The 25,987-nt window shown below is 65.9% G+C and carries 9 protein-coding genes (1 of these 9 only partly in view); 1 reads left to right on the forward strand and 8 read right to left on the reverse strand.

Annotated elements, in window-relative coordinates:
* The 8 genes from ACQP1T_RS12725 to ACQP1T_RS12760 all read right to left on the reverse strand — a co-directional run.
* Positions 1–16,625, reverse strand: partial view of an MFS transporter gene (locus tag ACQP1T_RS12725; protein WP_433760176.1) — the beginning only. The gene continues 24,103 nt to the left of window position 1, outside the view; only the first 16,625 of its 40,728 coding nucleotides appear in the window; the start codon lies at positions 16,623–16,625; its stop codon lies beyond the left edge, outside the window.
* A complete protein-coding gene (locus tag ACQP1T_RS12730; protein WP_433760177.1) occupies positions 16,622–18,280 on the reverse strand; it encodes a hypothetical protein in 1,659 nt (552 codons plus the stop codon). The genes ACQP1T_RS12725 and ACQP1T_RS12730 overlap by 4 nt, the downstream gene beginning before the upstream one ends.
* Before the next feature lie 61 nt (positions 18,281–18,341).
* Positions 18,342–18,794: a YbaB/EbfC family nucleoid-associated protein gene (locus tag ACQP1T_RS12735; RefSeq protein ID WP_433760178.1), complete on the reverse strand. Its 453-nt coding sequence runs from the start codon at positions 18,792–18,794 to the stop codon at positions 18,342–18,344.
* A gap of 17 nt (positions 18,795–18,811) precedes the next feature.
* Positions 18,812–20,191, reverse strand: a complete 1,380-nt coding sequence (locus ACQP1T_RS12740; RefSeq protein ID WP_433762177.1) for a hypothetical protein — start codon at positions 20,189–20,191, stop codon at positions 18,812–18,814.
* 210 nt (positions 20,192–20,401) lie between these two features.
* Entirely contained in the window at positions 20,402–21,847 is a 1,446-nt protein-coding gene (gndA, locus tag ACQP1T_RS12745) for an NADP-dependent phosphogluconate dehydrogenase (RefSeq protein WP_433760179.1), read from the reverse strand.
* A gap of 434 nt (positions 21,848–22,281) precedes the next feature.
* Positions 22,282–23,145, reverse strand: coding sequence for a PaaX family transcriptional regulator (locus tag ACQP1T_RS12750; protein WP_433760180.1), 864 nt, complete (start codon positions 23,143–23,145; stop codon positions 22,282–22,284).
* Between the two features lie 84 nt (positions 23,146–23,229).
* On the reverse strand, positions 23,230–24,078 hold the full coding sequence (locus ACQP1T_RS12755) for a tryptophan 2,3-dioxygenase (protein ID WP_433760181.1): 849 nt from the start codon (positions 24,076–24,078) through the stop codon (positions 23,230–23,232).
* Positions 24,079–24,137: 59 nt separating this feature from the next.
* On the reverse strand, positions 24,138–24,989 hold the full coding sequence (locus tag ACQP1T_RS12760) for a helix-turn-helix transcriptional regulator (protein ID WP_433760182.1): 852 nt from the start codon (positions 24,987–24,989) through the stop codon (positions 24,138–24,140).
* A gap of 140 nt (positions 24,990–25,129) precedes the next feature.
* On the opposite strand from ACQP1T_RS12760, the gene ACQP1T_RS12765 reads away from it, so the two are divergent.
* Positions 25,130–25,906, forward strand: a complete 777-nt coding sequence (locus ACQP1T_RS12765; protein WP_433760183.1) for an NAD(P)H-dependent oxidoreductase — start codon at positions 25,130–25,132, stop codon at positions 25,904–25,906.
* The last annotated feature ends 81 nt before the right edge of the window (positions 25,907–25,987 follow it).

Here is a 25,987-nt window from a genome sequence, read left to right on the forward strand (position 1 = left end):
GCAACGGCGGCAATGGATTCGGTGCGATCCTCTTCGACGACATTCGCCGGTTGGGTGTCGACCGTCGCCGTGCTCGCCGCGGGAGCCTCGGCATCGGTCGGCGCCAGCTCGAGGTCGTCGGCGTCGAGGCCCAGCGGTACGACGGCGACCCGCTCGCCGCTATTGCGCGCTGGATCATCGCGATCGGCCAGTGCGGCAACAAGGTTCGCCGCCTCCGGCGTGCCGTTACCGAGAACGGTCCACGCGGTGTAGCCGTCTGGGTGGTACTCGACGCCGTATCGGTCGGCGTAGTCCGGGATCAAGCTCAGCTGGGCGGCCCCCGCCCCGCGAACGTGCATTTCGAGACCGAGTGCCGCGCCGTCGTCGGTTGTCAGCCGGGTCAGCACGAGCGCCCCGAGCGCCTCCTCACGGTTCAGAACGGTGTCTACCAGTTCGTCGACCAAAAGGGTTGCGGTGTCGAGCTGTTCTTCCGACCAGGCGTTCGCCGGAAGGGTCTGAATCATCAGCTCCGCTGTATTCGGTCGCGAGATCTGGCGAATCGCCGATGTCGATAGCACCGTCTGGCCATCGAGCACACGGAATTCCATGAGCCGCTCGCCAGATTCTCCGGACAGCTCGATTTGGAACCAACCCGGCGTATTCGGTTCGTCGACCGGGCGGGCCTCCGAAAGCATCTGTTCGGCCGTAGCCGCCAGCAGCCGCCGTTGCTTCGGCAGCCAGTCGGACGTCAACTCATCGACAACTGTCTGTATCTCGGTGACGCCGGTGGTAACTGCTTGCCGCGGATCGATCGCGACCGCGATCCGCACCACGCGGCCCGACACATCCGCGGAACGATCCGCGGCCAGCGACATCCCGGTCTCGCGCAGGTCGGGTTCGCGCCCGTACGCAATCGACAGCGTGTCGGTACCGTCCTCGGTCTGAACGGTCCGCAGGACGCAATAGCCGTCCGCGCTCGCGGCCCGGGTGAGCTGGTCGAGTGCGCCCCAGACCAGCTCGGCCATCTCATAGTCCAACCACTCCGACAGAATTGGTGCGGCCCGCGCCCCAAGCTCCGTGGCCCCCGCGCCGCGCACCACATCCAGGGTCCGCTCGAGCCGGATATCCGCAGCCGTCGGCTGCTCGACCATCGCCACATAGCCGGTCACTCGCCGCCCGCGGTTGTCCGCCATCGCGACTTGGAGTTCCTGGCCGCCTGATCGATCGACGAGACGCGCCGAGAGCTGCGCACTGGCGACCAGCGGGTCGGTGAAGGCAGCGTTCACCACCTGAGCGACCAGCGTCCGCACCACCTCGACCGCCTCGGTCGATTGGCCGACAATGAGCTGGTCGACCGCCGCGTTGACCGACTCCTCGAGTCGCTCCTGCACCTCGTCGGTATAGACACCCGCGCGGTATTCGATCACCACGGTGTCGGGCGACGTCCGAACCTCGGCAGCGGGATCCTCGGGCTCCATGTTGCCGGGTCGGGCGTCATCGGGACGTGGATTCGGCCGCGCGCCTTCGGGATTCGCGCGTGCCTCATCGCCAACCCCAGGAGCGTTCTGATCGGCCCCAGCGCCGGTCTGTGCCGAATCCCGTTCATCCGCATCGGTTCTCGCTGCGTCCGCTGCGTCCGCTGCCGATGAGGGCTCGCTCGGCGGAGTGATGTGATCGTTCGGATCGGGTCGGGCATACCTTGCCGAGCCCCGGTGGGGGCCCAGATGATCCGGACCGTTGTCGGATTCATCTTGCTGTGGAGCAGGGCTGGGAACACCCATTCTGGCTAGTTGCTGCGCCACCAGGGGAACCAGGTCGTCGAGAATGAAGCGCGGTGCCCCGTCTTCCCCGATGTATGTGAATTCGGCTTCCTGCTCGTGCTGGTACGCGGCTCGAGCGGCGGCACTCATCGTTTGCCACTTCCGTGCCAGCGTCGCAACCACGCCGTCCGGCGCGATACTTGCGACGAACCCCGAGTTGGCCGGAATGGAGCCCCGGTTGTAAGGCTGATCCGCCGTCAGGGCATTCCCTGGCTCGTCCTGCAATGCCTGCGCGACCGTGCGGCCGTTCAGAAATGCCCGCAGGGCGTACACCGGGTGGTTCGGATCTGGCTGCGCGCTGCGGCCGAATGAATTGTTCGCCTCGGCAAGTGCCTCCGCAGGCATGAAGACAGGCTGTTGGCCCCACAATTCCCAATCCGGGTCTACGTCGTCTCCGGGGATAAGTTCGACTCTAGGATCTCCCTTCGTGGGGGATTTAGGATCCACTTTCCCCGCGAAAGCGTATCCATAGAGTAGATCCAACCATTTATCGAAGCGAGCATCAGGTGATAGAGCACTCTTCTTTCGCAGTCCGACAAAATATTCATAAAGAAATCCGAACGCTCTCGGAGCCAGCTGGTTCTGGTAGTCTTGTCGTGTATCGAACCGGGCATCCGAGGCGAGTCTTCCGGAAGTCAGCATCTCTTTGAGAAGAGCATATTGGGCTGGGTTGATCGGGGGCATATGCTGCCCCGCCAGTTCAGCTCCGTCGCGTAGATGTGCCAGCTCATGACGGAGCATGTCATATACGGGGTTGCCGGTCGGAGCTGCCTGCCAGCCGCTCCTGAAACCTGCTTCCATCCGGGCTGCGAAATATTCCGGATTGGTCAAATAGTTCTCATTGAGAAATAGTACATACTCGCCGAGTATCCAATCAGCGGCGGCAAAGACGTCGTCGGGCAAGGGGATGACGATTATCGCCGCAGCATGAGCAGCGGGGGCTTCGGCCGCCGCGTCCACGATCGCATTCCGGACAGCCAGCGCCGTATCGACATGAATTCCGGACTGGTCCAGCCCCAATACCTCGGTGCCGCAGAATGTGAACACCTGTGCGGCGATCGCCTGGTTGACACCCGCATCAAACTCTGGGCCGGGGGGCGCCCCGCCGACTGTCCCGCCCGGGCCTGCTTTGTCATAGGACGGCGTCGCAGTGGTTTCGGCATCGGCTGTGGGTGAGCCGGAACTTGTTGTGCTGGAATCGCCTTCGCGCGCGCTACTCGATGTCTGCGCGGAGGTCGCATCGGAACCTGAGTCCGGTTCGTCCGCCGCTGGACTCGGTCCGTTGTCGGTATCAATGGACGCCTGCTCGCCCAGCACGCCGTCGTCCGTGGGGGCTGGCCCGCGGGCGTGCTCTCGCACCTTGGCCAGTCGAGCCAGCATGTCTTCGTAGGCGTTCGGCGCCAGGTCATCCTCGTATAAGTCGAACCACTCGTGTATTGCGCGGATGCCGCGTTCGTACTCGTCGAGCTCGGACTGGCTCCGGCTGTTGGGGACCCAGTCGTAGGGGTCGGGTTCGCGATCGAGGTGTAGGGCGCTGACATAGTGCCGGACCCACGGTGTGTCGTGCGGGTCGACACCGCGCCTCAGGAAGGCAAGGGCATGGTCGAAGCCGTACAAGCGAATGCCTGGTTCGTGATCCGTCTCGTGGGCAGGTACGAGCTCGCTATCGGTGTCTTTCAGCCAGTTGCCTTCTCGATCCCGGTTGTTGACCAACAGATCGAGGAGACCCAACTGCTCGGCGTCCGGATGGTTCGACAGAGCTTCCATCGGAGCGACCCCTTCGAGGTCGCGATTCATGCCTGCGGATTCGCCTGGCAGCCATGGCATTATCACGGCGTCGTCAGCCACCTCGTACACCGGTGGTACCGGTGCTTTGAGCACATAGCCGACCACGGACGTCACTACCTCGGCGGCGACCTGCGCACGCGACAGCCCGCTCTTTCTCACCATACGGAAGCCATCGGGATACATGAGCAACTCCGTGATGCTGCTCTGCCTCCACATGTAGTCGGGTGTCACCAGAACAGGAGGCCCAGAGCGTTCGGCCGCCTCGTATCGTGCGAGAAATTCGCGCCCGGACATCAGAGGCCCGGTCTGTCCGCCGCGTCCGCCGCCAGGGGGTGCTGCTTGTGGTTGCGGGTTTGGTGCGGTGGGGTTCGGGACTGCGTCGTCGGGCTCGGTGGGGGTTGTATCCGGGCTATCGGATTTGTCTCCTCCTCGCGCTGCGCCGCCGCCGTCGTTGTGCCACACTCCGAGTTCGGCTATCTGTCTGCGTGCCGGTGTGAGTTTGAATTCGCCACCGTCCCAGGGGGCGTCCGGGTCAGGGAGTGCACCCCAGCCGATCAGGGGGTCGTGTCGCGGTTTTTGCCGCGATGCGGGGCGAGCGGCCGGGCGTCGACGTGTCGGTCCCGCACCACCGGCGGTAGTCCGATTTGCATCGGGGGCCGCGGCATCGCGCGATTGACGGTGTCTCGCCACCGTGGTGCCGCGCTTGCCGCGGCTCACGAGATCGCCGTCGGCGACGAGTTCCTGGTACGCGGCTCCCACAGTTGCCGACGACACGCCGAGCTTGTCGGCGAGCGCTCTGGCTGAGGGCAGTCGGGTGTCCTCTGGTATCCGGCCGGACAGGATCGCCTGGCGCAACGCCAATGTCACCGTGTCGCGCCAGCCGATGGCTTGCGCGCTCTGGGCCAGCTCCCCGGTCGGTGATTCTGCGGCGAGCACGTCGAGCAGTTGCTGTGCGAGCATCGGTACACCTGGGTCCGATGCCGGTTCATTCGGCCACTGGCTGTCGTGGGCCACCGTCGTGCCGCGACTGCCGCTGCTCTCGAGATAGCCTGCTAGTTCGCGGTACGCCGCTGCCACAGTTGCCAACGACAGACCGAGACGGTCGGCGGCTGCTCTGCTCGAGGGCAGGTGCGTCTCCGGTGGAATTCGGCCGGACAGGATCGCCTGGCGCAACGCCAATGTCACGGTGTCGCGCCAGCCCATGGCTTGCGCGATCTCCGTTAGATCTGCCGCCGAGAAATCCGCCGGGAAAATCTCCAGCAGCAACTCTGCCCGATCCCTGGGCCGTTCTTCGACGGCCTCGGTGGGCTGGGTCGGCAAGCTGTGCCGAGTGTATTCGAGCAGAACCGGGGTGTTGGCATCCGCGATCGCGAGTATTTGACCGAAATCGGTTGTGATACCGGCTTCGTCCGCGATGAGCAGTGTTTGCTCGGTGATGTCACGAGCCAGTTGCCGCTGTTGGTCCGGATCGAGTTCGATAATGCCCTGTCCGACTGCTTGCGCCACCGCGTTCAGTGCATACGCGAATACTGCCGTCGCGAAATCGCGCGTCGATGGTGAATCGGGAGCCGGGGATTCGGGTGCCTGTGCGAGCTGTTCGGAGCCCGAGTCGCGGTCGTTTCTCGGCGTTGGCGCGCCGCCCGGCCCGCCTTCGCCGTCGGACGGCGTCGTTCTCGTTTCGGCGTTGGCTGTCGGCGAGCCGGAACTTGTTGTGCTGGAATCGCCTTCACCTGTGTGCGTGGTGCTCGATGTCTGTGCGGGAGTCGCATCGGCCTGGTTGGCGTGTGCATGCTGTTGCGTGGCCGGTGGATTGTAGGTGACCCCGGGACCGCCTTCCGGCCACATGTATATCACTCGGCCTGCGGCATCGACATCGAGAACGAAGGTGACGCCGTCGTACTCGCAGTGCAGCAACCATTGCCGATTCGGTCGACCTGGGTGATCGGCGAAGGCGTCGTTCTGGACGGCGCGTTCTGCCGCCGTCGCAACGATGGCCATGAAGCCGTCTTCGTCTTCGACCCAATCGGCCGGGAACTTGGCGAATCCTGGCGCCTTGCTGTTCGGTCCGCGACTGACCAGGACTTTGCGCACGGTCCGACGGCTTATCGAAACCCGGGTCGGCGGCTGGGGTTGTGGAGGTGGCGGCGCCGGGTTCCGGACGACGCCAGGGCCGCTCGCGGGCCAGGCCGTGAGGATCCGCCCGTCCAACGCCACCCGAACGACTACATGAACGCCCTCGTGAACTTGCTCGAGCTGCCAGAAGTGCGTGTCTCCGGTCCTACCGTCCAGTGACTCGCGCAACTCCGGATCACTCCAGGCTTCGACGACGGCCCAGGTGACTTCGATGATCTTCTCATCGTCCCAGTCCGACGGGAATTCGGTCTTACCCGGTTTGCCCGTACCGTGCCGGTGGCCTCCGCCGGTCGCATCGCCATCCAGGATGTGTGTGCGCCGATCTTCATCCAGTCGAAGTGACTCCGATGGGGGCCGGGCGGGAAGGTCTGAGGTCTCCGGCTGTGACTGGGCTGCCGCGGAAGTGCCTGCGGCCGAATCTGGTTCACCAACGCCGCCAGGATCTTGGTTCGCGTGTGCTGCGATGCCGTCGGATTCGGGATTCCTCGCGCCTGATTGGCGCTGGCGGTGTCCATCGGGGCCGGTTGCGCCATGGTGGTACCGGACGAATGGGTCGCGGTCGGCAGGTGCGATCCCGCCAGGGAAGAGCTGATGCGGCCTCGTGGTATGCCGGTGGGGTGCGCCCGGGCCGGCTGGGCGCTGACGTGCGGGACCTCTTCCGCGCCTGGCACTTCCAGTGGATCCGCCAGCGGGGGTGGGGGGCTGCGCCGATGGCTGGTCTGGGTCATCAGACTCTGGGATGCGGTCCAGGGCAAGGTTGCCCCGGCGTAGTGCCTCGACCACAGCGCCGGTCCGGTCACGGACTCCTAGCTTCAGGAAGATCAGCGGCAGTGCCGATTTCACTGTCTCTTCCGACAGTTCCAGAGCAGATGCGATTCGATTGTTTGCATTGCCTGCGGCGACAAGGGCAAGCATTCGAATTTCTTGGGGTGACAGATCGAGGGGGCCGTCTGGCAGCGGGATTTCGTCCAGGTCGAGCAGTGCGATGCGCAGTGCTCGAACAACGGCCTCGGTTCGGCCGCGGGCACCGAGGGCCTCCAGAATTTCTACCATCCGCCCGGTCGCCTTACCGGCACCGGCCTGTCGGAGAACGTTCAGTTCCTTCTTGGAAAGCGCACGAGTAGGCGTGGTCTCTGCTATCGGGATGCTCGCCAGTTCGAGAATTTCCAGCACCAGCGCGCGAACTACCGCCTCGGTCTGATTGCGAGCGCCGAATATTCGTATAATTCTCTTGATGCTGTTTGCCACAATACCTTGCGACAGCCCGGTCGCATGCGCGATTTCCTCGTGTGTATCGCCGGCGGCGAGTAGAGGTAGTATTCTACTTTCGCGTTCACCTAATTGAGGCTCGGCCTCTTGATCCCGCTGCGGGATGTCATTCAACGTCAGAAGTTCCTGACGCAGCGCCTGAACTACCGCATGCGTGCGATCGTTGGCGTCGAGCGTTCGTAGAATATTCTCGATGCTCTTCCTCACAACACTTTCGGTCACCGTGAGGTCCTGCGCGATCTGGCTGTTCGTCTTTCCGGCGGCAATTAGTTCGAGTATGTTGAGCTGAATTTCGGGCAGTATCTGGTGTACTCGACCGGCGAACCGGTTGACCGCGGAGAGTTGATAAGGGTCTATCCGGCGGCCATTGCGCACGGCTTCGACGGCTTCGTTCAGGAGTTTGCGCGCGCCAACGTACATTCCGGATAAGGTGCGGCGCAGTGTCTGCTTGCCCATGCCAGCCAACGCGCGTGCCGTATCGATGGATCGTGTGTTGTCCTGTTCTTCGAGTAAATCCTGCAGGTCGGCGTCGGTACCTTGAATTATTCTGCGGATATCAGTACGACTCACGGCGCCGTTGCCGATCAAGTACGCCAGCACAATTCCGCGTCGGAGCCGAAGGAATTCATGGTCGGCTTCCGCTAGTTCCACCCCGTCAGGGCCGACTCCCGTTACCAGTTCGCTACGACTGGACACGCCGAGCGTGCGGCGGATCCGCTTGACATGAGTTTTGACGGTTTCGGCGGTTATCTGCAGATCTTCCGCGATTTCGTCATTAGTCTTGCCCTGAGTGATCAGTCTGAGAATTGTTGCTTGCCGTTTGGACAGCGGCGCAATGACGGCCACCGCATCGGCGGCGTTTCTTGCTTTTACCGCGGCTTCGGTCCTATTGCGCACATCTAGCTTGCGAAAGGTTCTTTGTAGACTTTTCTTGACGCCGCTTTCAGACACGCCGATCTGCTGTGCGATTTCGCTGTTCGACTTGCCTTCGGCCGCCAGCTGGAGCACCTCGACTTCGCGAGGGGACAGTCGGTCGCCGCTCGGCCCCACGATGCCGACTGGATCGGGCGCGGGCGCGGTGGGGGTACCGCTGGGGTGCAGGGCAGTGCCGTCAGGCTCGGGATTCCTTGCGCCCGATTGGCGCCCGCGGCGTCCGTGGGGACCGGTTGGGCCATTTGTCGGGGGGTGGTGGTGGCGCCTCGAATCGAAATCGGCGGGACCGATCCCGATGGTGTGATGCGGCGGGCCTGCGTGGTGGTGTCGAGCGCCCGGGCCAGATGGACGCTGACGTGTGGGACCGGGGGCACGGCCCGTAGTCCCATCCCCCGGACGCCCAGAATCGGGGGGCTCGGGCAGATTGAAGGTAGCGCCTGCTGCTGAGCCGGACATGAACGCCAGCCCGGTGAGGACGTCGGGATCGTCCGGTATCGGGTCGCTCGTGTATCGCAGCCGTCGGTATCCCAAATGCGCCACGGCATTCCAGACACGACGGCCGATATCCGGATCGATTACCTGCTTGCCATCGAGCACACGGAAGACCGCAGTGCGACTGACCCCGGCTGCCTGTGCAACGTCCTCGATTCGAACTCGCCGTAGAGTGCTCTGGCGTGGCAGCTCCGTCTCCAGTCTGGCAGACAGGAGCTCGGACAGTTGGCGAAGGACCGCTTGGCCGATTCGCTGAGAAGCTTGCGGCGGGAGGCCAACCGCGGAAGTGGCCTGTGCGGGTGTGTATCCGGCCAGGTACCTCAATGTCGCATATGTCGCCAGCCTTTCCGGGAGCTGGCCAATAGCGTGCTCTAGCGACTCCCTCGGCACAGCCACCGCGCTTGGGTCTAGGTCGGCGTCGGACCGTACCTGCGGAAGCAGCGCATGGACCGCCTCCCAGACGCGGGACGCGATGGCCGGATCGATAATTTCGCCGCCGAGCACTGCCTGGACCTGTGCTTCGGTCGTATCAGCGTGCTGTGCCACGTCCGGAACCGTTAACGACTGATGTCCGCGTGCGCCGCCGGTCGTCGACGGTTGGTGCGGATACCCGAGGCTCTCGGCAGCTTCGAGAACTTGCCTCACGGTGTCCGGCCCGGGACCGGATCCGCCGAGTAACACCCAATGCGCCGTTGCGATCTCGACATCGGCCGCTTGGGCAACGTCGGCTAAGGTTGGCTGGCTCGGTCTATCCACGAATTTCGGTCGGGCGGCCAGATTCTGCATAACCTCGCCCCCGGGCAGACCGATACCCGGCTCTGGCTTCAGTTCGAAGACAAGCCCGGTGGCCGCGTTCGGATCGGAGTCCAAAGGCGAAGCGCCGCGTCGCAAGCCGAGGCGATCAGCCGCCGTTGTTACCCGGTTCGCGGTCTCGTCAGTGACATCGTCACCCGCGAGCGCGCGGCCCGCCGTATCAGTGGTCGTTCCGGCCAGCCACGCCACGTCAGCGGCAGTTGCCTGTCGTGCGCTGCCGTACACCACGGTGTCGTCACTGAGCTCAGCGGCGAAAAAGGCGCTGAGATAAGACAGCGCTGACCTGGGCAGCTCATCGATATCGGCGTCGGCACCTAGAGCGGCGCCGATGTCCTCCGCCGATCGACCCTCCAGGTAGCGAAGCGTGACGTACTCGGCCACATCCTCCGGCAAGTCCTCGATGGCGCGCTCCAGCGCCGAACGCGTGATTATGCGGAGCTGAGGGGCGCCTGGGGACTGAACTCGGAATCCGGCCGCGTCGGCGGCTTCGAGTACGCGGGCGGCTGTCTCCGGATCGCGGGTGTTCTCGCCGCGCATCACCCCGTAGACCCGCTGTCGAGATACCCCGGCTCGCTCCGCCACCTCGGCTGCGGTGGCACCGGTCGCGACCTGGCCAGGGCCCGGCAGGCCATGATCCGAAGGTGGCTTCAGCAGTCCTCGACGGCTGGCTGCTTCCCGGACGGCGGTCGCAACGCCCGATGTGAGCACGGGTCCGTCCCGCAAGACCTTCTCAGCTGTCCCCACCCCGACACCGGCTTCTCGGGCAACTGCCGCACGGGTGATTCTGCCGGTGTAGCCGATCTGCGCCGCCACGGTGAGCACCAGCTGTCTGGTGCGTTCGTCGATCCCGCCGCGCGCGTTACCCAGCACCTTGTCGACCGTTGTCAAGCTGACTCCCGCCGCACGGGCGACATCCGGCTTGGTGACCTGGTTCCAGTACCCGAGCCGATCGGCTGCCTCCCGCACTTGCGTGGCTGCCTCCTCGGAGACCGCGGACCGCCCCTGTAACACCATCTCGACGATCTCGACACCGACGCCGACCTCGAGGGCTACCTCGGCGATGGCGGCGGTGCGTTCTGCCTCCAGTCGGGCTGCTGCTTCTGCCGCCTCTGGGTCGGTCGCGGCGGGAGTGGTGTCGGCGGGTGGCTTGTCGTCGTGCCGCTGACTGCCGTCGTCGAGTGCTTCGTCGAATTCCTCAGGTGCCTGCAGGACCAACCTGCGGAGCGCACCGCGCTGTAGCACGCTGATGTTCGAGCCACGCTGCCTTGCGTTCATGGCCTCGGTGACAAGCTTTCGCTGAGTGGGATTCAGCTGACGCCACCGGTCTACGACATCCGCTGCGAGGCCACGCAACCACTCGCTGACACCCGTGTCCTCGGGAATCAGCCGCGTGTGCGTCTCCGCAAAACGGAACACTATGCCGTTGATTTCGCGAGCCAACTGCACCACGGTTGCGGCATCCCGACCTACCGGTGGCGCCGGAACACCGAGCAGGACGAGTATCGAGCGGAATATTTCGGGCCCATGCTGTTCGCGCAGTTCTTGCGGCGACCGTTGCGAGGCTGAATCGGCATTCGGATTCCCGGCATGGCTGTCTGAATCGGCCACTTGGTGCGGTGGTGGTGTGCCGGAGTCGGACTCGGCTGGCGGTGCCTGCTCAGGTTCGCCGTTTCGTCGCTGAGTTTCTGCTCGCGCTTGCGGCTCTGCGTTTGTTGCGGAATCGGATCCGTTGTCCGTTCGATCCGTCGGCGAGCCCGGACGCGACGGCGGCGTCGCATCTGAGCCCGGCTGATCGTCGCCCGGAATTGTCGTATCGGTGCGGGCTGATGCGTCACCCGGTGGCAAATCCAGTTCGAACCAGGTGGCTTTGCCGTTGTCCTGCACGGTGGTTCCGTGGTCGGCCGAGAGCATGTCTACCAACGGGCCGCCGCGGCCGCGTTCGGCGTCCCAGTCGGGCATGTCGGTGCCTTCTGGGACGACTGTGCTCTTGTCGGTGACCGTGAAACGGACCTTGCGGACGTCGTCGGTATCCGTCACGGTGAGGATGACCGCGACCTCGTGCGCAGTCCACCGCAATGAATTCGCCACCGTCTCCGACACCAGCAGCTCTGCGGTGTCAACCAGATCCTCGGTGAGCCAAGGGAACTTCTCCGGCAGCGATCGCACCCATGCGCGGGCACGTCCGGCGGGAACGACTCGCTGTCCTTCTTCACCTACTACGCCGGTATCTTCGCCGTCTCGGCGAACGATGAACTGTTCGCGAATCGGTGGATTAAACGGGCTGCTGCGCTTACGTGGTTGCGGGCGTGGCGGCGAGGTCGGTACCGGCGCAGGTGGTTCCGGTGGCGTCTGTGGTGTTTCGGGCGGTGGCGTCTTCGGTTTGCGTTTGCCTTTCTTGGGGTCGTCGGCCGAGGCTTGGGCCATCGGGATCGGGCGGGCGGGGACCACTGGTTGTGGCAGGGGGCCGGCGGGTGTGGTTGGGGGGAGGCCGCCGCGGGTGGGTTCGGTGGTGAGAGGTGGGTTGTAGTTGGTGCTGTGGCGGTCGAGTTGGGGGGTGGTGGGTTCGGTTGGGGCGCCGGGGGTTCCGGGATTGGGTGTGGTGGCGTAGTGGGATGGTGGGTTGAGTTCGGTGGGGCGGTCGGCGGGTGTGGCGGGTAGGTGTGGTGCCGGGGTGTTGGCGTGCCGGGGCAGGGGTGGTTCGGAGTCGTGGACGCGGGGTTTTTGCCCGTCGTCTTCGGCGGGCGCGCCAGGGACGGCGTGGTCTGGGATCGGGACCTGTGGGCGGTCGGTGAGGGGGACAGCGGGTCGACTTTCCGGCACGACCGGAGTGGTCGGGCGTGGGACGATCGGGATTGCGTTGGGGGGTGGGCCGTTTGGTGTGTCGGGTTGGCCGGGGATTTTGTAGGTGGTGCCCTGAGGTTGGGTGTATTCGTCGGGGGCGTTGTTGGGGTATTCGTCGATTTGTGGTTGGGCGGGGACGTAGCTGGGCATCGGGGGTGTGACGACGGTGCCGATGCGGTCGGGGAATTCTTCTGGGTCGCCGGGGTTTTCGTCGTTGCCGGTGGGCTGCCCGCCGGACATCGCGGGCGGCGGTGTCGAGGGTCCCGAGGTGGCATTGGTATTCGATGGTCCATGCCCGCTCGGCGGCATCGCGCCGCCCAGCGCCGTCGGCCCATTCGGCGGCATGGTGCCAGCCGGTGGGATGGTCTGGGCGTCGAGATTGCTCGGTGCCGCGTCGGGGGAGGATGTGGCGTATGGCTGTGGTGAATTGGCTTCAGCGCCTTGTGTATTGGGCTGGCGTGGGCCGATTTGCGGGGTGGACGGTTGGGCGGCCTTGTCGATCACCGGCTCGGAGTCGAAGAAGTCGAGGTCGACGAGAGTCGTTTCGTGCGGTGCGGACGGGAGCTCGCTGGCTTCGGGGCCGGTCGCGTGCGTGGCGAGTGGTTCCGCCGCGAGTTCGGTCTCCTTGTCGGCACCGCTGAGGTCAGTGGTAGCGGCGGTGTGGGTGTTGGTGTCGGCTTGGGTGGGCGTGCTTGTTGTGAGCGGCGATCCCGGTGTGGTGTCGGGTTCGCCTTCGGCGGCGAGGATGGTTCCGGCGAGGCTCGGTCGCGGAGTCTCGGGTCGGCGGAATTGGCCGGTGCCGGGGAGGCCGGTTGCTGCCGGGTTTGCCGGTGTGGTGATGGGGTCGGTCGGCGCGGGTGCATGGGCATCTCGGGTGAGTTCTTCCAGGGCCGCGTCCCAGGAACTCCACCCGTGACCCGGTGCGTTCTGTCGGGTGCCGCCCTCGTCGTCGGGTAGACCGAGTTCGTGGAAGAGGGCGCTGCCGATCTCCTCGATGTCGGCGATGGTCTGCTCGTGCAGCCAAGATGTGTGTCCGTCGACGGTCGGGTGTTTGTCGGCCGATTCGGGCTCGGTGGGGAGCAGGAGTCCGTCGAGCCAATTGTTATCGGGACTATCGAGTATTCGGCCGAGCTCGGCTTCCTCGACGGGGCGGACCAATGTGTCTGTGGCTCGGGTGGGGCGGGTCGCCGTGGCGAGGCCGCCGCCGAGTACCTGCTCGGCGAGGTTGCGGCCGCGTGGTTCGGTGGGGGTGAGCACGGGCGCGGTCATCGCACCGGTGGGGTTGGCGAGGGTTATGGCGAGGTCGCGTCCCGTTGTGCGTGCCGACTGTCTGGTCGCGTTCGTGCGGACCGGTGGCGTGGAGGGTTGGGTGCGCCGACGGGCCGCGGGTTGTGGGATCGGCACCGGTATCGGTATCGGCAGGGGTTTGAGCGTCGACTTGGCTGGTTCAGGTGGCGGTGTCTTCGGTTTGGGCTTCTTCTTGACGGCCGAGGCTTGGGCCATCATCGGGACCGGGCGCGCCGGAGCCACGGGTTGCGGCAGGGGTGCGGCGGGTGTGGTTGGGGGGACGCCGCCGCGGGTGGGTTCGGTGGTGAGGGGTGGGTTGTAGTTGGTGCTGTGGCGGTCGAGTTGGGGGGTGGTGGGTTGGGTTGGGGCGCCGGGGGTTCCGGGGTCGGGTGTGGTGGCGTAGTGGGATGGTGGGTTGAGTTCGGTGGGTCGGTCGGCTGGTGTGGCGGGTAGGTGTGGTGCGGGGGTGTTGGTGTGGCGGGGTAGGGGTGGTTCGGAGTCGTGGACGCGGGGCTTCTGCTCGTCGTTTTCGGCGGGTGCGCCGGGGACGGCGTGGTCTGGGATCGGGAGCTGTGGGCGGTCCGTCGGCGGTATGGCAGGTCCGGTCTCGGGAATTGCCGGGGTCGACGGGTGCGGGACTATAGGGATCGCGTTGGGGGGTGGGCCGCTCGGCGCGTCGGGTTGGCCGGGGATCTTGTAGGTGCTGCCTCCCGGTTGGGTGTATTCGTCGGGTGCGTTGTTGGGGTATTCGTCGATTTGTGGTTGGGCGGGGACGTAGCTTGGCATCGGGGGTGTGACGACCGTGCCGATGCGGTCGGGGAATTCTTCTGGGTCGCTGTGGGTCTGGTCGTTGTCGGTCGGCTGCCCGCCGGACATCGCGGGCGGCGGTGCCGAGAGTCCCAGTGTGTTCTCGGGATTCGATGGTCCGCTCAGTGCCGCGGCTCCAGCCAGTGCTGTCGGTGGGATGGCCTGGGCTGCAAGGTTATTCGCTGCGGCACCGGCAGCTGCGGCATGGGGATGCTGTGGGGAGTTGGCTGGTGTGCCTTGCGGGTGTGCTGGATTGGCTTGCGCCGCTGGTGGTGTGGCTTGGGGTGTGTTGGCTGGTGTGCCTTGCGGGTGCGCTGGATTGGCTTGCGCCGCTTGGGGCGTGGCCTGGGGTGTATTGGCTTGTGCTGCCTGCGGGTTGACCGGCGGTTGCTGGGGCGGGTTGCCGTGCGGTGCTGCGTGGGGTTGCTGTGGCGGGGTGGCCTGGGGCGTGTTGGCCACAGGTGTGGCAGCGGGTGTTGCCGGTGTGCCGCCGGGACCGCCCTGTGCCGTGGGGCTCTTCGCCTCCGTCGGCATCGAGCCGGACCCGCTGCCCGGAACTGGTTCGACCGGTGTGGCGGTCGCGGTGTGCGGCGTCGCCGTCGGGGAGTTACCGGTAGGTGTGACCGGCTCGTAGTCGAAGAAATCGAGGTTGAGGAGGATGGCCTCGTCTGGGTCGGGTGGTAATTGGCCGGGCCCTTCCCCGGACCCGGGTGGTCGCGGTCCGCCTCCAGTTGGTGGACCCCCGTGTGAGACAGGCGGTCCCGCGGTGACACCGGATCCGTTGCCGCCTCCACTGCCGCCGAGATCTTTGGCGGCGGCCATGTGGGTGTTGTTCTCGACATGGGGGGCGTCGGCACTCATCGTCATCACCGATCCCGGTGTGGCGCTGGGCTGGCCCTCGGCGGCGACGACGGTTCCGGCCAGGCTCATTTGCGGAGTCTCGGGTCGGCTGCTGTGGAATTGCGCGGTTCCGGGCGCTGACGAGTTCCCCGGTGCGGCCACGATATCGGCAGGCGCGGTATCGAACTCTCCCGCGATGAGTCCTTCCAGCGCGTCATCCCAGGGACTCGGGCCGTGGCCGGATTCGGATTTGTTTGCGGGGGAGGTCGGCGACGCGGAGGGATCCTGTGGCGTACCCGATGACGGTTGGTCGGTATCCGGAGGCCGCGAAGTGCCGCCCTCATCGAGTTTGCGGAAGGCATCTTCTAATGACCCGCCGCTCTCGTCATCGCGTAACTTGCCGAGCTCGTTGATATCGTCAACGGTCTTCTTGGGCGGCTGCCAGGGTCTGTGGCCATCATCGGTGGTTTCTCGGACCGGGAGTCCATCACGCGAGCTGTTGTCCCGGGAGCCGCCGATCTCGGGGACGGTCTCCTCGCGCGACCGGGGGGTGACGTCACTGCTCTGCGCCCTGGCCCAGTCCGGCGTTGATCGGACCGGGAGCCCATCGCGCCAACTGTCGTCGCGACTGCCTCGGGAGCCGCCGATCTCGGGGACGGTCCCCTCGGGCGGCCGGGCGGTGCTCATGGCTCGGCTGACGCGCACCGCCGCGCCGATGCCCGCGATGGCGCCACTGGCGCCACCCATCACCATCATCTGGACCACGAACCGGCCGGTGAGCTTGGTGTCGGTGAGCTCGGATACGACCACCGCGGCACCGGCTCCACCCGCGGCTCCACCGGTAGCGCTGGCGAGCACGACGGCCACGACGCGTCCGGTCGTGCGTCCCATCGGTGTCGCGGCATTGGCCGCCATGCGGGTGAGCCCGGGCAGCACCGCGCGGGTAGCCAGGGCACCGAACAGGCCGCCGGCCCCACCGGCGGTCGCCGCCACCCCGACCTGGTTCCAATCGATGCTGGTGCGGCGTCCGGGTTTGCCGTGGCCCTGGACGATTTGGACGTATTGCGCCCCGGCGACGACGCCGCCCATGGAGACCGCGCCCATGATGGCCGCGCGAATGGCGAGCGCCATAGTGGGGTAGCGCTGCATGAAGGCGCCGACGCGTTGGAAGAAGAATGCCATGGTGTCGCGGCGGGCGGCGGTGGCCGCGACATCGGCGGCGATACGGTCGCTGGCGGCCTTCATCGGTACGGCGGAATCGATGAGGAGATTGGCGAGAAGTACCGCCGCGATACCGATGACGATGTACTGCTCGAGTTCGATGGCGTTGGCCGAGTCGTAGAGGAGGGTGGCCATGCCGTCGGCGAATTCGCGTTGATTGCGTGTATTGGCGATCTCGGTCTTCAGCTGTCGCTGGATCGCGTCGCCCGCCTCACCCTGGATCGCGGCGGCCACTTCGTGTGCGAGTCGTTCGAGGTGCCGCTGCGTGACGGTGAGACTTTCGGCCGAGCGCGCCCAAGCGTCGGCCGCGGCGCGCATGTCGTCGGGTTTACCGACCGGGAAGTGGCCGATCACCCAGCGGGTCAGCCAGTCGGGCCAGTCGGGAGGGATAGTGACACTCACCGAGGCGTCGACCGCCCTCTCGCGCCCTCCACCAACAACCGATACAGCACCCGCGCCGGACCGCACGCGTCATCGCCACGCAACTCGACCTCGACGAATGCCGCGACCAACGCCGCGCTCGGCTGGAACCGACCGTCGAGGATGCTGTTGGCGCCCAATTGGTCTCGCCATCGCCGGTACCCGCCGACGATGCGGGCCAGGCTGTCCCCGGCGCCCCAGGGGCCGTCGATGCGCCGATATTCGGTGATCAGCGCTCGCTGCACGAGTCCCCGGATGGGCTGACCCGCCTGACTCTCCATGATCCGGCCGAGGTCGCCGACAATCGTCGAATACATCGGTCGCTCCTCGGATCCGGCTACAGAGTTCCCGGATTGTATTGCGGCGGAGACTCTTTCGCTGAGTTGGGCCGGGTTCGCGACGAGAGCGCGGTCGAGCAGGATCCAAGAGCCGGTACTCGCCTGCGACTCGTCCTCGCTTCGATCGCGGGTCACCCGAGAGATCCGGCCGTCGCCGAGGCCGGTGATCTCGAGGCCGCCGAGTTCGACGAACGGATATTTGCCGAGAATATCGTCGATAGCCGCGGCTAATTGCGCGACCGTCTCCTGGCCGATACCCGAGGTGTCGAAGCCGACGATCTGCAGTCCGTGCCGATCGGCGAGCTCCCGGACCGCGGCCAATGCCGCCGCATCGGTCGGCACTCGGGCCTGCGCCGCCTCGGGCGATTCACGTTTTTTCTTGCGCGACTTGTCCTTTCGTTTCTGATCGCCGGACTGTGCCGGGCCAACCCCGGCCGGGGACGGTGCGAAGACCTGTGCCGGTGGGCGAGCGCCGGTACGGGCTCCCGACCAGGGCGTGCCCGACTGTATCGGCGGGTAGGTCGCGCCCGGAGTCCGCGACCACGGGGTGCCCGTCGGCTTCTCGGCAGCCGCGGGATCACCGGCCCGAGGTGGCGCTGTGGCGGCGGGCGATGTCGCACCTGGCGCGGCTGGGATCGAATCGTCCGCGACCGACGGCGTCGCGGCATTCTCACCGTCTCCGGTCGAGCTTTGCGCCTCGGGCTGGGATGCGGCGTCCGGTCCGGTCGGCGGTGTGCTCGAATCCGGGTACACGGACTGCGGAGCGACCGGCGTGGGTGCGGCGACCGGACCGTAGCCGGGGGTCTCCGGTCGTGGGTAGGCGGTCGGGGTAGCGGTCGGCTGGGGGGAGGAGGTGGGAGTGGAAGTGTTCGGAGATGTCGGCGTCGCGTTCGTGTTCGTCCCGGAATCGGTTGCGGGCGAGATGGTTCGGGGTGTCCCGGGACCGGACCACACCGGATCCGGTGTAACGGATACCGGCGGGTTCGAGCCGATGCTGCGGATCTGCTGACCGCCGTCGCGATCCTGGTCGTCCAACGCATCGGCGACCTCGCTGACACCCTTGCTCAATCCGCGCAGATTATCGACCAGGTTCTGGTAGCCCTCCAGCCCCTTCTTCGCCTGTGGCTCATAGGTTTCGCCGACCATTCGCCCCGGCTCGTCGTCACCCCATGGTTTGCCCTCGTGAGCCAGGGCGTTCGTCAGTTCGGCCAGATCTTGGCGAGCGGATTCGGCGACCGCGGCGAGTTCGGTGACGAGCGCATGAATACGGTCCGGATCGATATGCAACGACTGGCCCATACCCGGTCACCCTTCAACCCTCACCAGCGAAACCGAGAAGGCGATTGCCTGGCGAAGAATCTTACTTCGGGCGTGGCCCGCCTTCCCAATTTTGGGAATAGCTAGGGGGTTCGGCTCCTTCCGGCTGACGCAGGCTCGATGCGCCGAGCACCAGATCGGGCAGATCGGGCATGGCGTGGACGGCCGTGACAACCGGGGCCAGGATCTGTGTGGTCTGCTCCCGCATGCGCCGGGCCGCCTCCCGTCCGGCCTCGGTGACCGACCGGCCCAGCTGCTCGGCGGTACTATGCGCGGCATCCTTGGTGAACCGCACGTCGATCAGGACACCGGAGTTGTCGACGGTCACCTCCACCAGACCATCCGCCGAGGTCGCCTCGCAGCGTGCGGTATCCAACTTCCGTTGCGCCTCGGCCCGGTGGGCGCGTTGCTCGCCGAGTGCGTCGAGAATGTTCTCGACCTGATTGCGGATCCCGAAGTTGGCCGAGCGCAACCCTTCTCGCTCCCAACGGTCCATGACTACCTTCCTCCGGATCAGCCGTGGCGTTCGGCGTATCGGCGTTCGAAGTCGGCGATATAGCGCGGCGGATCGATGGACGATGACGATTGCTCCAGCAGACCGTCGTCGCCTATGTAGAAGATGGCCCGATCGGTCGCGACCATCCCGGCGGGCACCGGCACATGCACCATCCAGCCGACGCTGAATCGTTCGGCGACCAACTGGTCGAGCGGATAGCCCGTGGTGTCGAGTACCCGCCCGGTGATGTAATCCCGCACTCGGGAGATCGCCTCCGCCGCGGGGATCGGTTCCAGGGTCGGCGGCGCCAATCCCGCCATCGAGTACTGATAGAGCGCACCGTCGATATCGAACCGGCCGTCCTCGCCGAACACATCCACCAGTTCCCGGCGCGTGACCCGGCCGACCTCGGCCGCGGCCAGCAGCGCGGCAATCGCTTCGCGCGCACCAGGTTTCGGCTCGCCGAGCAGATCGGCGACGATACCCAGCACGGTTTCCCTGGTCCACACACCCGGCACCGCCACAGCGCACTCCTCCGCCGACGGCGACGCCCCGCGATACCAGCGCCCGGCCTCCCACCAGTAGCAGAACGACAGCAGACCCGATGCGGCGCGCGGGTCGAGCACCGGATCGGCCACCCAATCCGGTGCTCCGGCATAGAGATTCGGCATCGGCTCGCCGCCGTTGTAGACCGCGTCCAGGGTTGGGGCATTCCACACCCCGCCCGAAAGCACCGCCCGTCCGGCCGGGAGCGCATGCAGCGTCGATCCGTCCAATGCCGCGCCGTCGAATACACCTGTCCACGGCTCCATGCGCGGACCGTGCTCCGACCGGGCGGCCACGAATGCCGCGGCGATCGTCGCCCAGCGCGCCCACATCTGCGGGAAGGGTGGGAATTCGTACTCCGCCAATGTCGCCCACACCTGGCCGGATCGATCGGCGCGCGCTTGGGCCGCAGCCTGTTGCGGCGTGCGGCGCTGCCGGTCGCCGTGGCCGATGTAGGCGCCCAACCACACCGGAATCCTGGCGCGCGGATATGCCGCGAGGTCCGCGCGATACGCCTCTGGAGCGAATAGCTGCCCGGGTGGGAACGGCTGCTCGCCGTAGTCGTAATCGATATCGAGCGCGCCGGACTCGGCCAGCACCACCAGCATGCGCCACCACGGTCCGCCGTTGGCTCGGGCCGCGACCGTACGCATCTCCCGGACCAGCTCGAGGACCGACTCCGGAGGCGAGAGCGGAATCATCTGGTCGCCGACGGAGTACACGAGCTGGCCGATTTCGCCCGCCACCGTCATCGCGAATACCGCGTCCGCTTGCTGCCAGCCCGTCGGTCCGAGCGCTTTCAGCGCATCGGCGAGCTGCTGCTCGGCGGCTGGTCCGCCCGGTTCGTCCACCAAGCAGTCCTCCTCATTCCAGCGCGATAAACCCATATCCGGCTGTTCATTGTCGGGCCTTCCCAGAGCTGGGATTGGGGTCACGCTGTCAGTCCGGCAGGACGCGACCCGGTCCGCGACGTCTGCCGCGTGAGGGGATCGCGGCGACGGTATCCGCGGTCGGTGATGACCGCGGATACCGCTACATGCCGATGGCTTGTCCGCTCCCGATCAGTCGGCCGAAACCTCGCTGCGATCGCCGCTCCACAGCGTGTGGTACTTGCCCGGCGCATCGATCCGCTCGTAGGTGTGCGCGCCGAAGAAGTCGCGCTGGCCCTGGGTGAGGGCGGCGGGAAGGCGTTCGGCGCGCAGAGCGTCGTAGTACGAGAGCGAGGATGCGAACGCGGGCACCGGGATGCCGAGCAGGGTGGCCGTTGCTACCACACGGCGCCAGCTGTCGATCGCCGTTTCGATCGCCGCACGGAAATACGGTGCGAGGATCAGGCTGGGCAGTTCCGGGTTCTGGTCATAGGCCTCTTTGATCCGGTTCAGGAAGCGGGCCCGGATGATGCAGCCGCCGCGCCAGATGGTGGCGAGGTCGCCGGGACGCAGGTCCCAGTTGTATTCGGCACTGCCCGCGGCGATCTGATCGAAGCCCTGGGCGTACGCGACGATCTTCGACGCGTAGAGCGCCTGCCTGATGTCCTCGGTGAATTGCGCGACGTCGGTGGGCTTTTCGCCGAGCTTGCCCGCGGCGAGACCGACCGCGGCCTTGCGCTGCGCACGCGAGCCCGACAGCGCCCGCGCGAAGACCGCCTCGGCGATGCCGGTGACCGGGATACCCAGATCGAGTGCGGACTTCACGGTCCAGCGACCGGTGCCCTTCTGCTCGGCCGCGTCGACGATGACATCCACCAGCGGCTGACCCGTCTTCGCATCGACCTGCTGGAGCACCTCGGCGGTGATCTCGACGAGGTAGCTCTCCAGTTCGCCGGAGTTCCACTGCGTGAACACATCGGCGATCTGCTTGGCGTCGAAGCCGAGCGCGTCGCGGAACAGGTGGTAGGCCTCGCCGATGAGCTGCATATCGGCGTATTCGATGCCGTTGTGCACCATCTTGACGAAGTGCCCGGAGCCGTCGGGTCCGATATGCGTGCAGCACGGTGTGCCGTCCACCTGCGCGGCAATCGATTCCAGCAGCGGACCGAGGGATTCGTAGGACTCCTTGGGGCCGCCCGGCATGATCGCCGGACCGTTGAGCGCGCCCTCCTCACCACCGGAGATGCCCGCGCCGACGAAGTTCAACCCGCGCGCCTTCATGGCTGCCTCGCGGCGAATGGTGTCGGTGTAGAGCGCGTTACCGCCGTCGATGATGATGTCGCCGGGCTCCATGGCAGCGGCGAGTTCCTCGATGACCGCGTCGGTCGGATCGCCCGCCTTGACCATGATCAGCACCCGGCGCGGCTTCTCCAGCGCCGTGACGAACTCCTCGATCGTTTCGGTGCGTACGAAATCGCCGTCACCGCCGTGTTCGGCGAGCAGTGCGTCGGTCTTGGCGATGCTGCGGTTGTGCAGCGCCACCGTGTAGCCGTGCTTGGCGAAGTTCCGGGCGATATTGCTACCCATGACCGCCAGTCCGGTAACCCCGATCTGTGCGGATCCTGTCGCGGACGCCATATATCAGCCCTCTCCGTTCGGCTTGTCACCTTCGGTGGAAGCCTAGTCCTATTGCTGTCTCGCCTTCGGAAGGTGTTCGCGCCAGCCTCCCGCGCCAGGTCAGGACCGGAGCGGACAACTGCGGATGATCGAGGTAACAGCCGCGATCAGCGGGGATCGGGGATTACATTGTCCCAACCGGTGTCCTCGCGCGGGGGCCGATGGCATCTCGGTTCGTCGAATGTGCTCACGCAGAGCACGGAAGAACGTGTGCTCGGCACCCGCCCCACCGTATGCGAGCTGGTCCCGAAGCGTGCCTGAACCAGGGAGTCGAGTGTCCGCGCGAATGCCTGCGAACAGTTGAGCGCCCGCCGCATCGGCGTGCCCGCTTTCGGTGCCGACGGATCAGGGCGCTGGCGTCTCGACGGTTGAGATCGTGCTGTCGTGCCTGCTCATCAGGCACGGCGGTAGCCGATGAACGTTTGCACCCATCGTCGACTGGGTTCGAGATATCGCTGTCCGGCTTCGGCGAACAGTTGCACACTGGCAGGTCCCGGCCAATCGACGGGCAGCATTTCGTCCGGAAGTCCAGGATCGACGTAGGGGATGGTTCGCCACTCGTCGAGCATCATGGTGAAGTGGGCGAAGGCATTTCGGTCGCTGCCCTCGCCGAGGTCGAGGATTTTGCGGTGCCGCTCGTAGAAGGTTCGGTGTTTGGTCGCGAGGTCGTCGAGATCCCACCATTGTGCGGCGGCCTCGCGCAGGGTGCCGGGCACGACAAGTTCGGTCGCGCGAAATGAGGTTACGTAGTCGTCGAGTTCCAGGGCCGTGACGATGGCGGCTGCTTCGGCCGCGAGGTACTCGGGGTAGATCCACAGACCAGCCGAGACTGTGCCGCAGCCGATCGCGGACAGCCGTCGCCGAAGCTGGTGTCGCGCGGCGCGTTCGGTTTCAGGGATGCCGTAGGAGAGCAGCCGCCACGGATCGCCCGAGGACATCTGGCGGAATCCGAAGATTCGCGGGTCGCCGCGGGTGAACATGGCCAGTGCGGCGTCGGTCAGCGCGTAACCCGCACGCCCGCTGCGGCTTTCGGCGTGCAGCACGCCTTTGCTCTTCAGTCGTGTGATCGCGGTGCGCGTACTCGGTGCCGGAATATCGAGCACGGCGAGAATTTCGGTGAAATCGGCCACTGCGATCCACCCGCCGAGGTCACGGACATACGCGCCGAGCACGGTGCGGACAACGGACGTCGCGCTGCCGGGCCGTGCGTCGAAGTCGTCGAGCACGGGGGCCGCGAGCGGCTGTTGGTCAGTGGTCATCGCGTGTCGGGTATCCATTCGAGGTCGAGGTCGAGCGGGTGTCGAGTGGCGATTCGACTCGAAGCGGCGATACCGCCGATTCGGTCAGTGTCCGGTCCAGGTGCGGACGGCGAACAGTTCCGGGAAGTAGGTGTGCTCGAGTGCCCGCTGCAGAAATCCCGCGCCGCTGGATCCGCCGGTCCCGCTTCGTCTTCCGATGACGCGCAACACCGTGCGTAGATGCCGGAACCGCCACAGCTGGAAATTCTCCTCCAGGTCGACCAGTTCCTCGAATGTCTCGTACACGGACCAATGTTCTTCCGGCGCCGCGTAAATCGATTGCACCAGGGCGAGCAATTCGTGGTCGAGCGTATGGGCCTCGGTGACATCGCGTTCCAGCGTCGAGCGCGGCACGTCCAGCCCGGTGCGGGCGAGATGACGCCAGAATGCGTCGTAGAGGGTTGGCTCCCGGACCAGCGTGGTCAGCAGTTCGTGTGCGTCGGCATCGGATTCGAACACTCGGAGTACCGCCGCGTGCTTATTGCCCAGGATGAATTCTATGGCACGGTACTGATAGGACTGGAACCCGGACGAGTTCCCCAGAAATTCACGGAACTGCGCGTATTCGGTGGGCGTCAGCGTCGCGAGTACGGACCACTGCTCGGTCAGCGTCTTCTGGATATGTTTCACCCGCGCAATGCATTTGAGTGCGACGCCGATGTCGTCGGCATCGAAAGCCGCACGCGCGGCCCGTAATTCGTGCAGTACCAGCTTCAGCCACAGCTCGGTGGTCTGGTGCTGGATGATGAACAGCAGCTCATCGTGCCGCTCCGGTCGGCTGACCGGATGCTGTGCGCTCAACAAGGTGTCGAGGTCCAGGTACGCGCCGTAGCTCATGCGAGAGCTGAAATCGGTGACGATATCGCGTTCGAGTGCGTCGCGTGGGGTGGTCATCGGCGGCCCCGTTCTCCAGTAACCTTCCACCCCACGGTATTACATGAATGTGACGCTCGCTAGGATTGTGTCATATGGCGGTCGGGGGAGGCGGCGTCCGTGGCACCCAGGCTGGCGAGCAGGCGCAGGTTGTCGTGGGATTCGCTGCCGGGTTCGGCGGAGAGGATGACAAGTTCGGTGCCGGTTTCCTCCGGCAGCGCGAAGTTTTCCTGATGGAGGTCCAGGGTGCCGACCAGCGGATGAACGAAGGCCTTGCGGCCGTGGGTTCGGGAGCGGACGTCCGCGCGCGCCCACAGCTTGCGGAAGCGGTCGCTGTGCACGGCGAGTTCGCCGATCAGGGTCGACAGTTTCGGATCGTCGGGATACTTGCCCGCCGCGAGACGCAGGTGGCCGACGACATCGCGGGTACAAACCTCCCATTCGGCATAGATCGAGCGCGAGCCGCAGTCGTCCAAGAAGATGTGGCGGGCGATATTCAGGCCCTTCATCGGGCTGTGCCCGTACAGCAGTTCCGCGAGCCGGTTGCCCGCCATCACGTCGAGGCGGTGATCGACGATGAATGCGGGCGCGTCGGGGATGAGATCCAGTACCCGCCGCAGCTCGGGGCGGATGCGGACATTCGGTGCCGACTTCGCCGGGCGCTGCGGGCGGCGGGCCAGCCGGTGCAGATGCTCACGTTCCACCTCGGCCAGGCCGAGCACCCGGGCCAGCGCGTCGAGGACCTGCGCGGATGGCTGCCGCGCCCGCCCCTGCTCCAAGCGCACGTAATAGTCGACGCTCACCCCGGACAGATGTGCGACCTCCTCTCGGCGCAATCCGGCCACTCGGCGGCGTGAGTCGGTAGTGATGCCGACGGATCCGGGATCCACCCGGGACCGCCGCGTGCGCAGGAAGTCGCTGAGCTCGTCCATCCCTCCAGTATTGCCACGGCTGCGGGGGGCGAGGGTGGTCCTGTCGATACCAGGAAGTCCCATCCGATGGAAAAAGCGTCCCTGAACGGCGTCCGCGTGGAGTCCGAAGATCGAACACATCCGATCCGAAGGAGCAGCAAATGCGGACACTCATCGTCCACGCCCACCCCGAACCGCAGTCACTCAACGGCGCGCTCAAGGACATCGCGGTCACCACCCTGCGTGCGGCCGGGCACGAGGTGCAGGTCAGCGACCTGTACGCGATGCGATGGAAGGCGACGGTCGACGCCGAAGATTTCGGCGGGACGAGCGGCCCACTGCGGGTCGCCGCGGACTCCGGCCGCGCGTACGACACCGGCACACTCAGCGCCGATATCGCGGCCGAGCAGGAGAAACTGCGCTGGGCCGACAACGTGATCTTCCAATTCCCGCTGTGGTGGTACTCGATGCCCGCGATTCTCAAGGGCTGGTTCGACCGGGTCTTCACCTACCACTTCGCCTATGGCGTAGGCGAACACAGCGACACCCGCTATGGCGACCGCTACGGCGAGGGCACCCTCGCGGGTAAGCGAGCCTTACTGTCGGTCACGATCGGCGGCCGGGAACCGCATTACAGCGACCGCGGCATCAACGGCCCCATCGACGATCTGCTCTTCCCGATCCAGCACGGCATCCTCTACTACCCCGGCATGGACGTGCTGCCGCCATTCCTGATCTACGGCACGGACCGCATTTCGCCCGAAGATTTCACCGACGCCGCCAAGGCATGGGAGCAGCGCCTACTGACGATCGAACAGACAGATCCGATCGCCTTCCGCATCCAGAACGGCGGCGACTACGAACTGCCAGCTCTGCGGTTACGCGAAGGCCTGGAACCGAAGGGGCGCACGGGGTTCGGGCTGCACATCCGTGCCTGACCCGAGTGCCGCGGCCAGCGGTTGACCGCAACCGCGCGAATCCGCTCACCTTCAGCGCGGGGCAGCATTCTTCGTAGAGAC

The organism is Nocardia sp. CA-135398 (genome assembly GCF_050955845.1).
GTDB lineage: Bacteria > Actinomycetota > Actinomycetes > Mycobacteriales > Mycobacteriaceae > Nocardia.

Coding starts and splice junctions, on each gene's coding strand:
- ACQP1T_RS12730 (WP_433760177.1), bottom strand. CDS start 18,280: ATGGGCCAGTCGTTGCATATCGATCCGGACCGTATTCATGCGCTCGTC.
- ACQP1T_RS12735 (WP_433760178.1), bottom strand. CDS start 18,794: ATGGACCGTTGGGAGCGAGAAGGGTTGCGCTCGGCCAACTTCGGGATC.
- gndA (WP_433760179.1), bottom strand. CDS start 21,847: ATGGCGTCCGCGACAGGATCCGCACAGATCGGGGTTACCGGACTGGCG.
- ACQP1T_RS12750 (WP_433760180.1), bottom strand. CDS start 23,145: ATGACCACTGACCAACAGCCGCTCGCGGCCCCCGTGCTCGACGACTTC.
- ACQP1T_RS12755 (WP_433760181.1), bottom strand. CDS start 24,078: ATGACCACCCCACGCGACGCACTCGAACGCGATATCGTCACCGATTTC.
- ACQP1T_RS12760 (WP_433760182.1), bottom strand. CDS start 24,989: ATGGACGAGCTCAGCGACTTCCTGCGCACGCGGCGGTCCCGGGTGGAT.
- ACQP1T_RS12765 (WP_433760183.1), top strand. CDS start 25,130: ATGCGGACACTCATCGTCCACGCCCACCCCGAACCGCAGTCACTCAAC.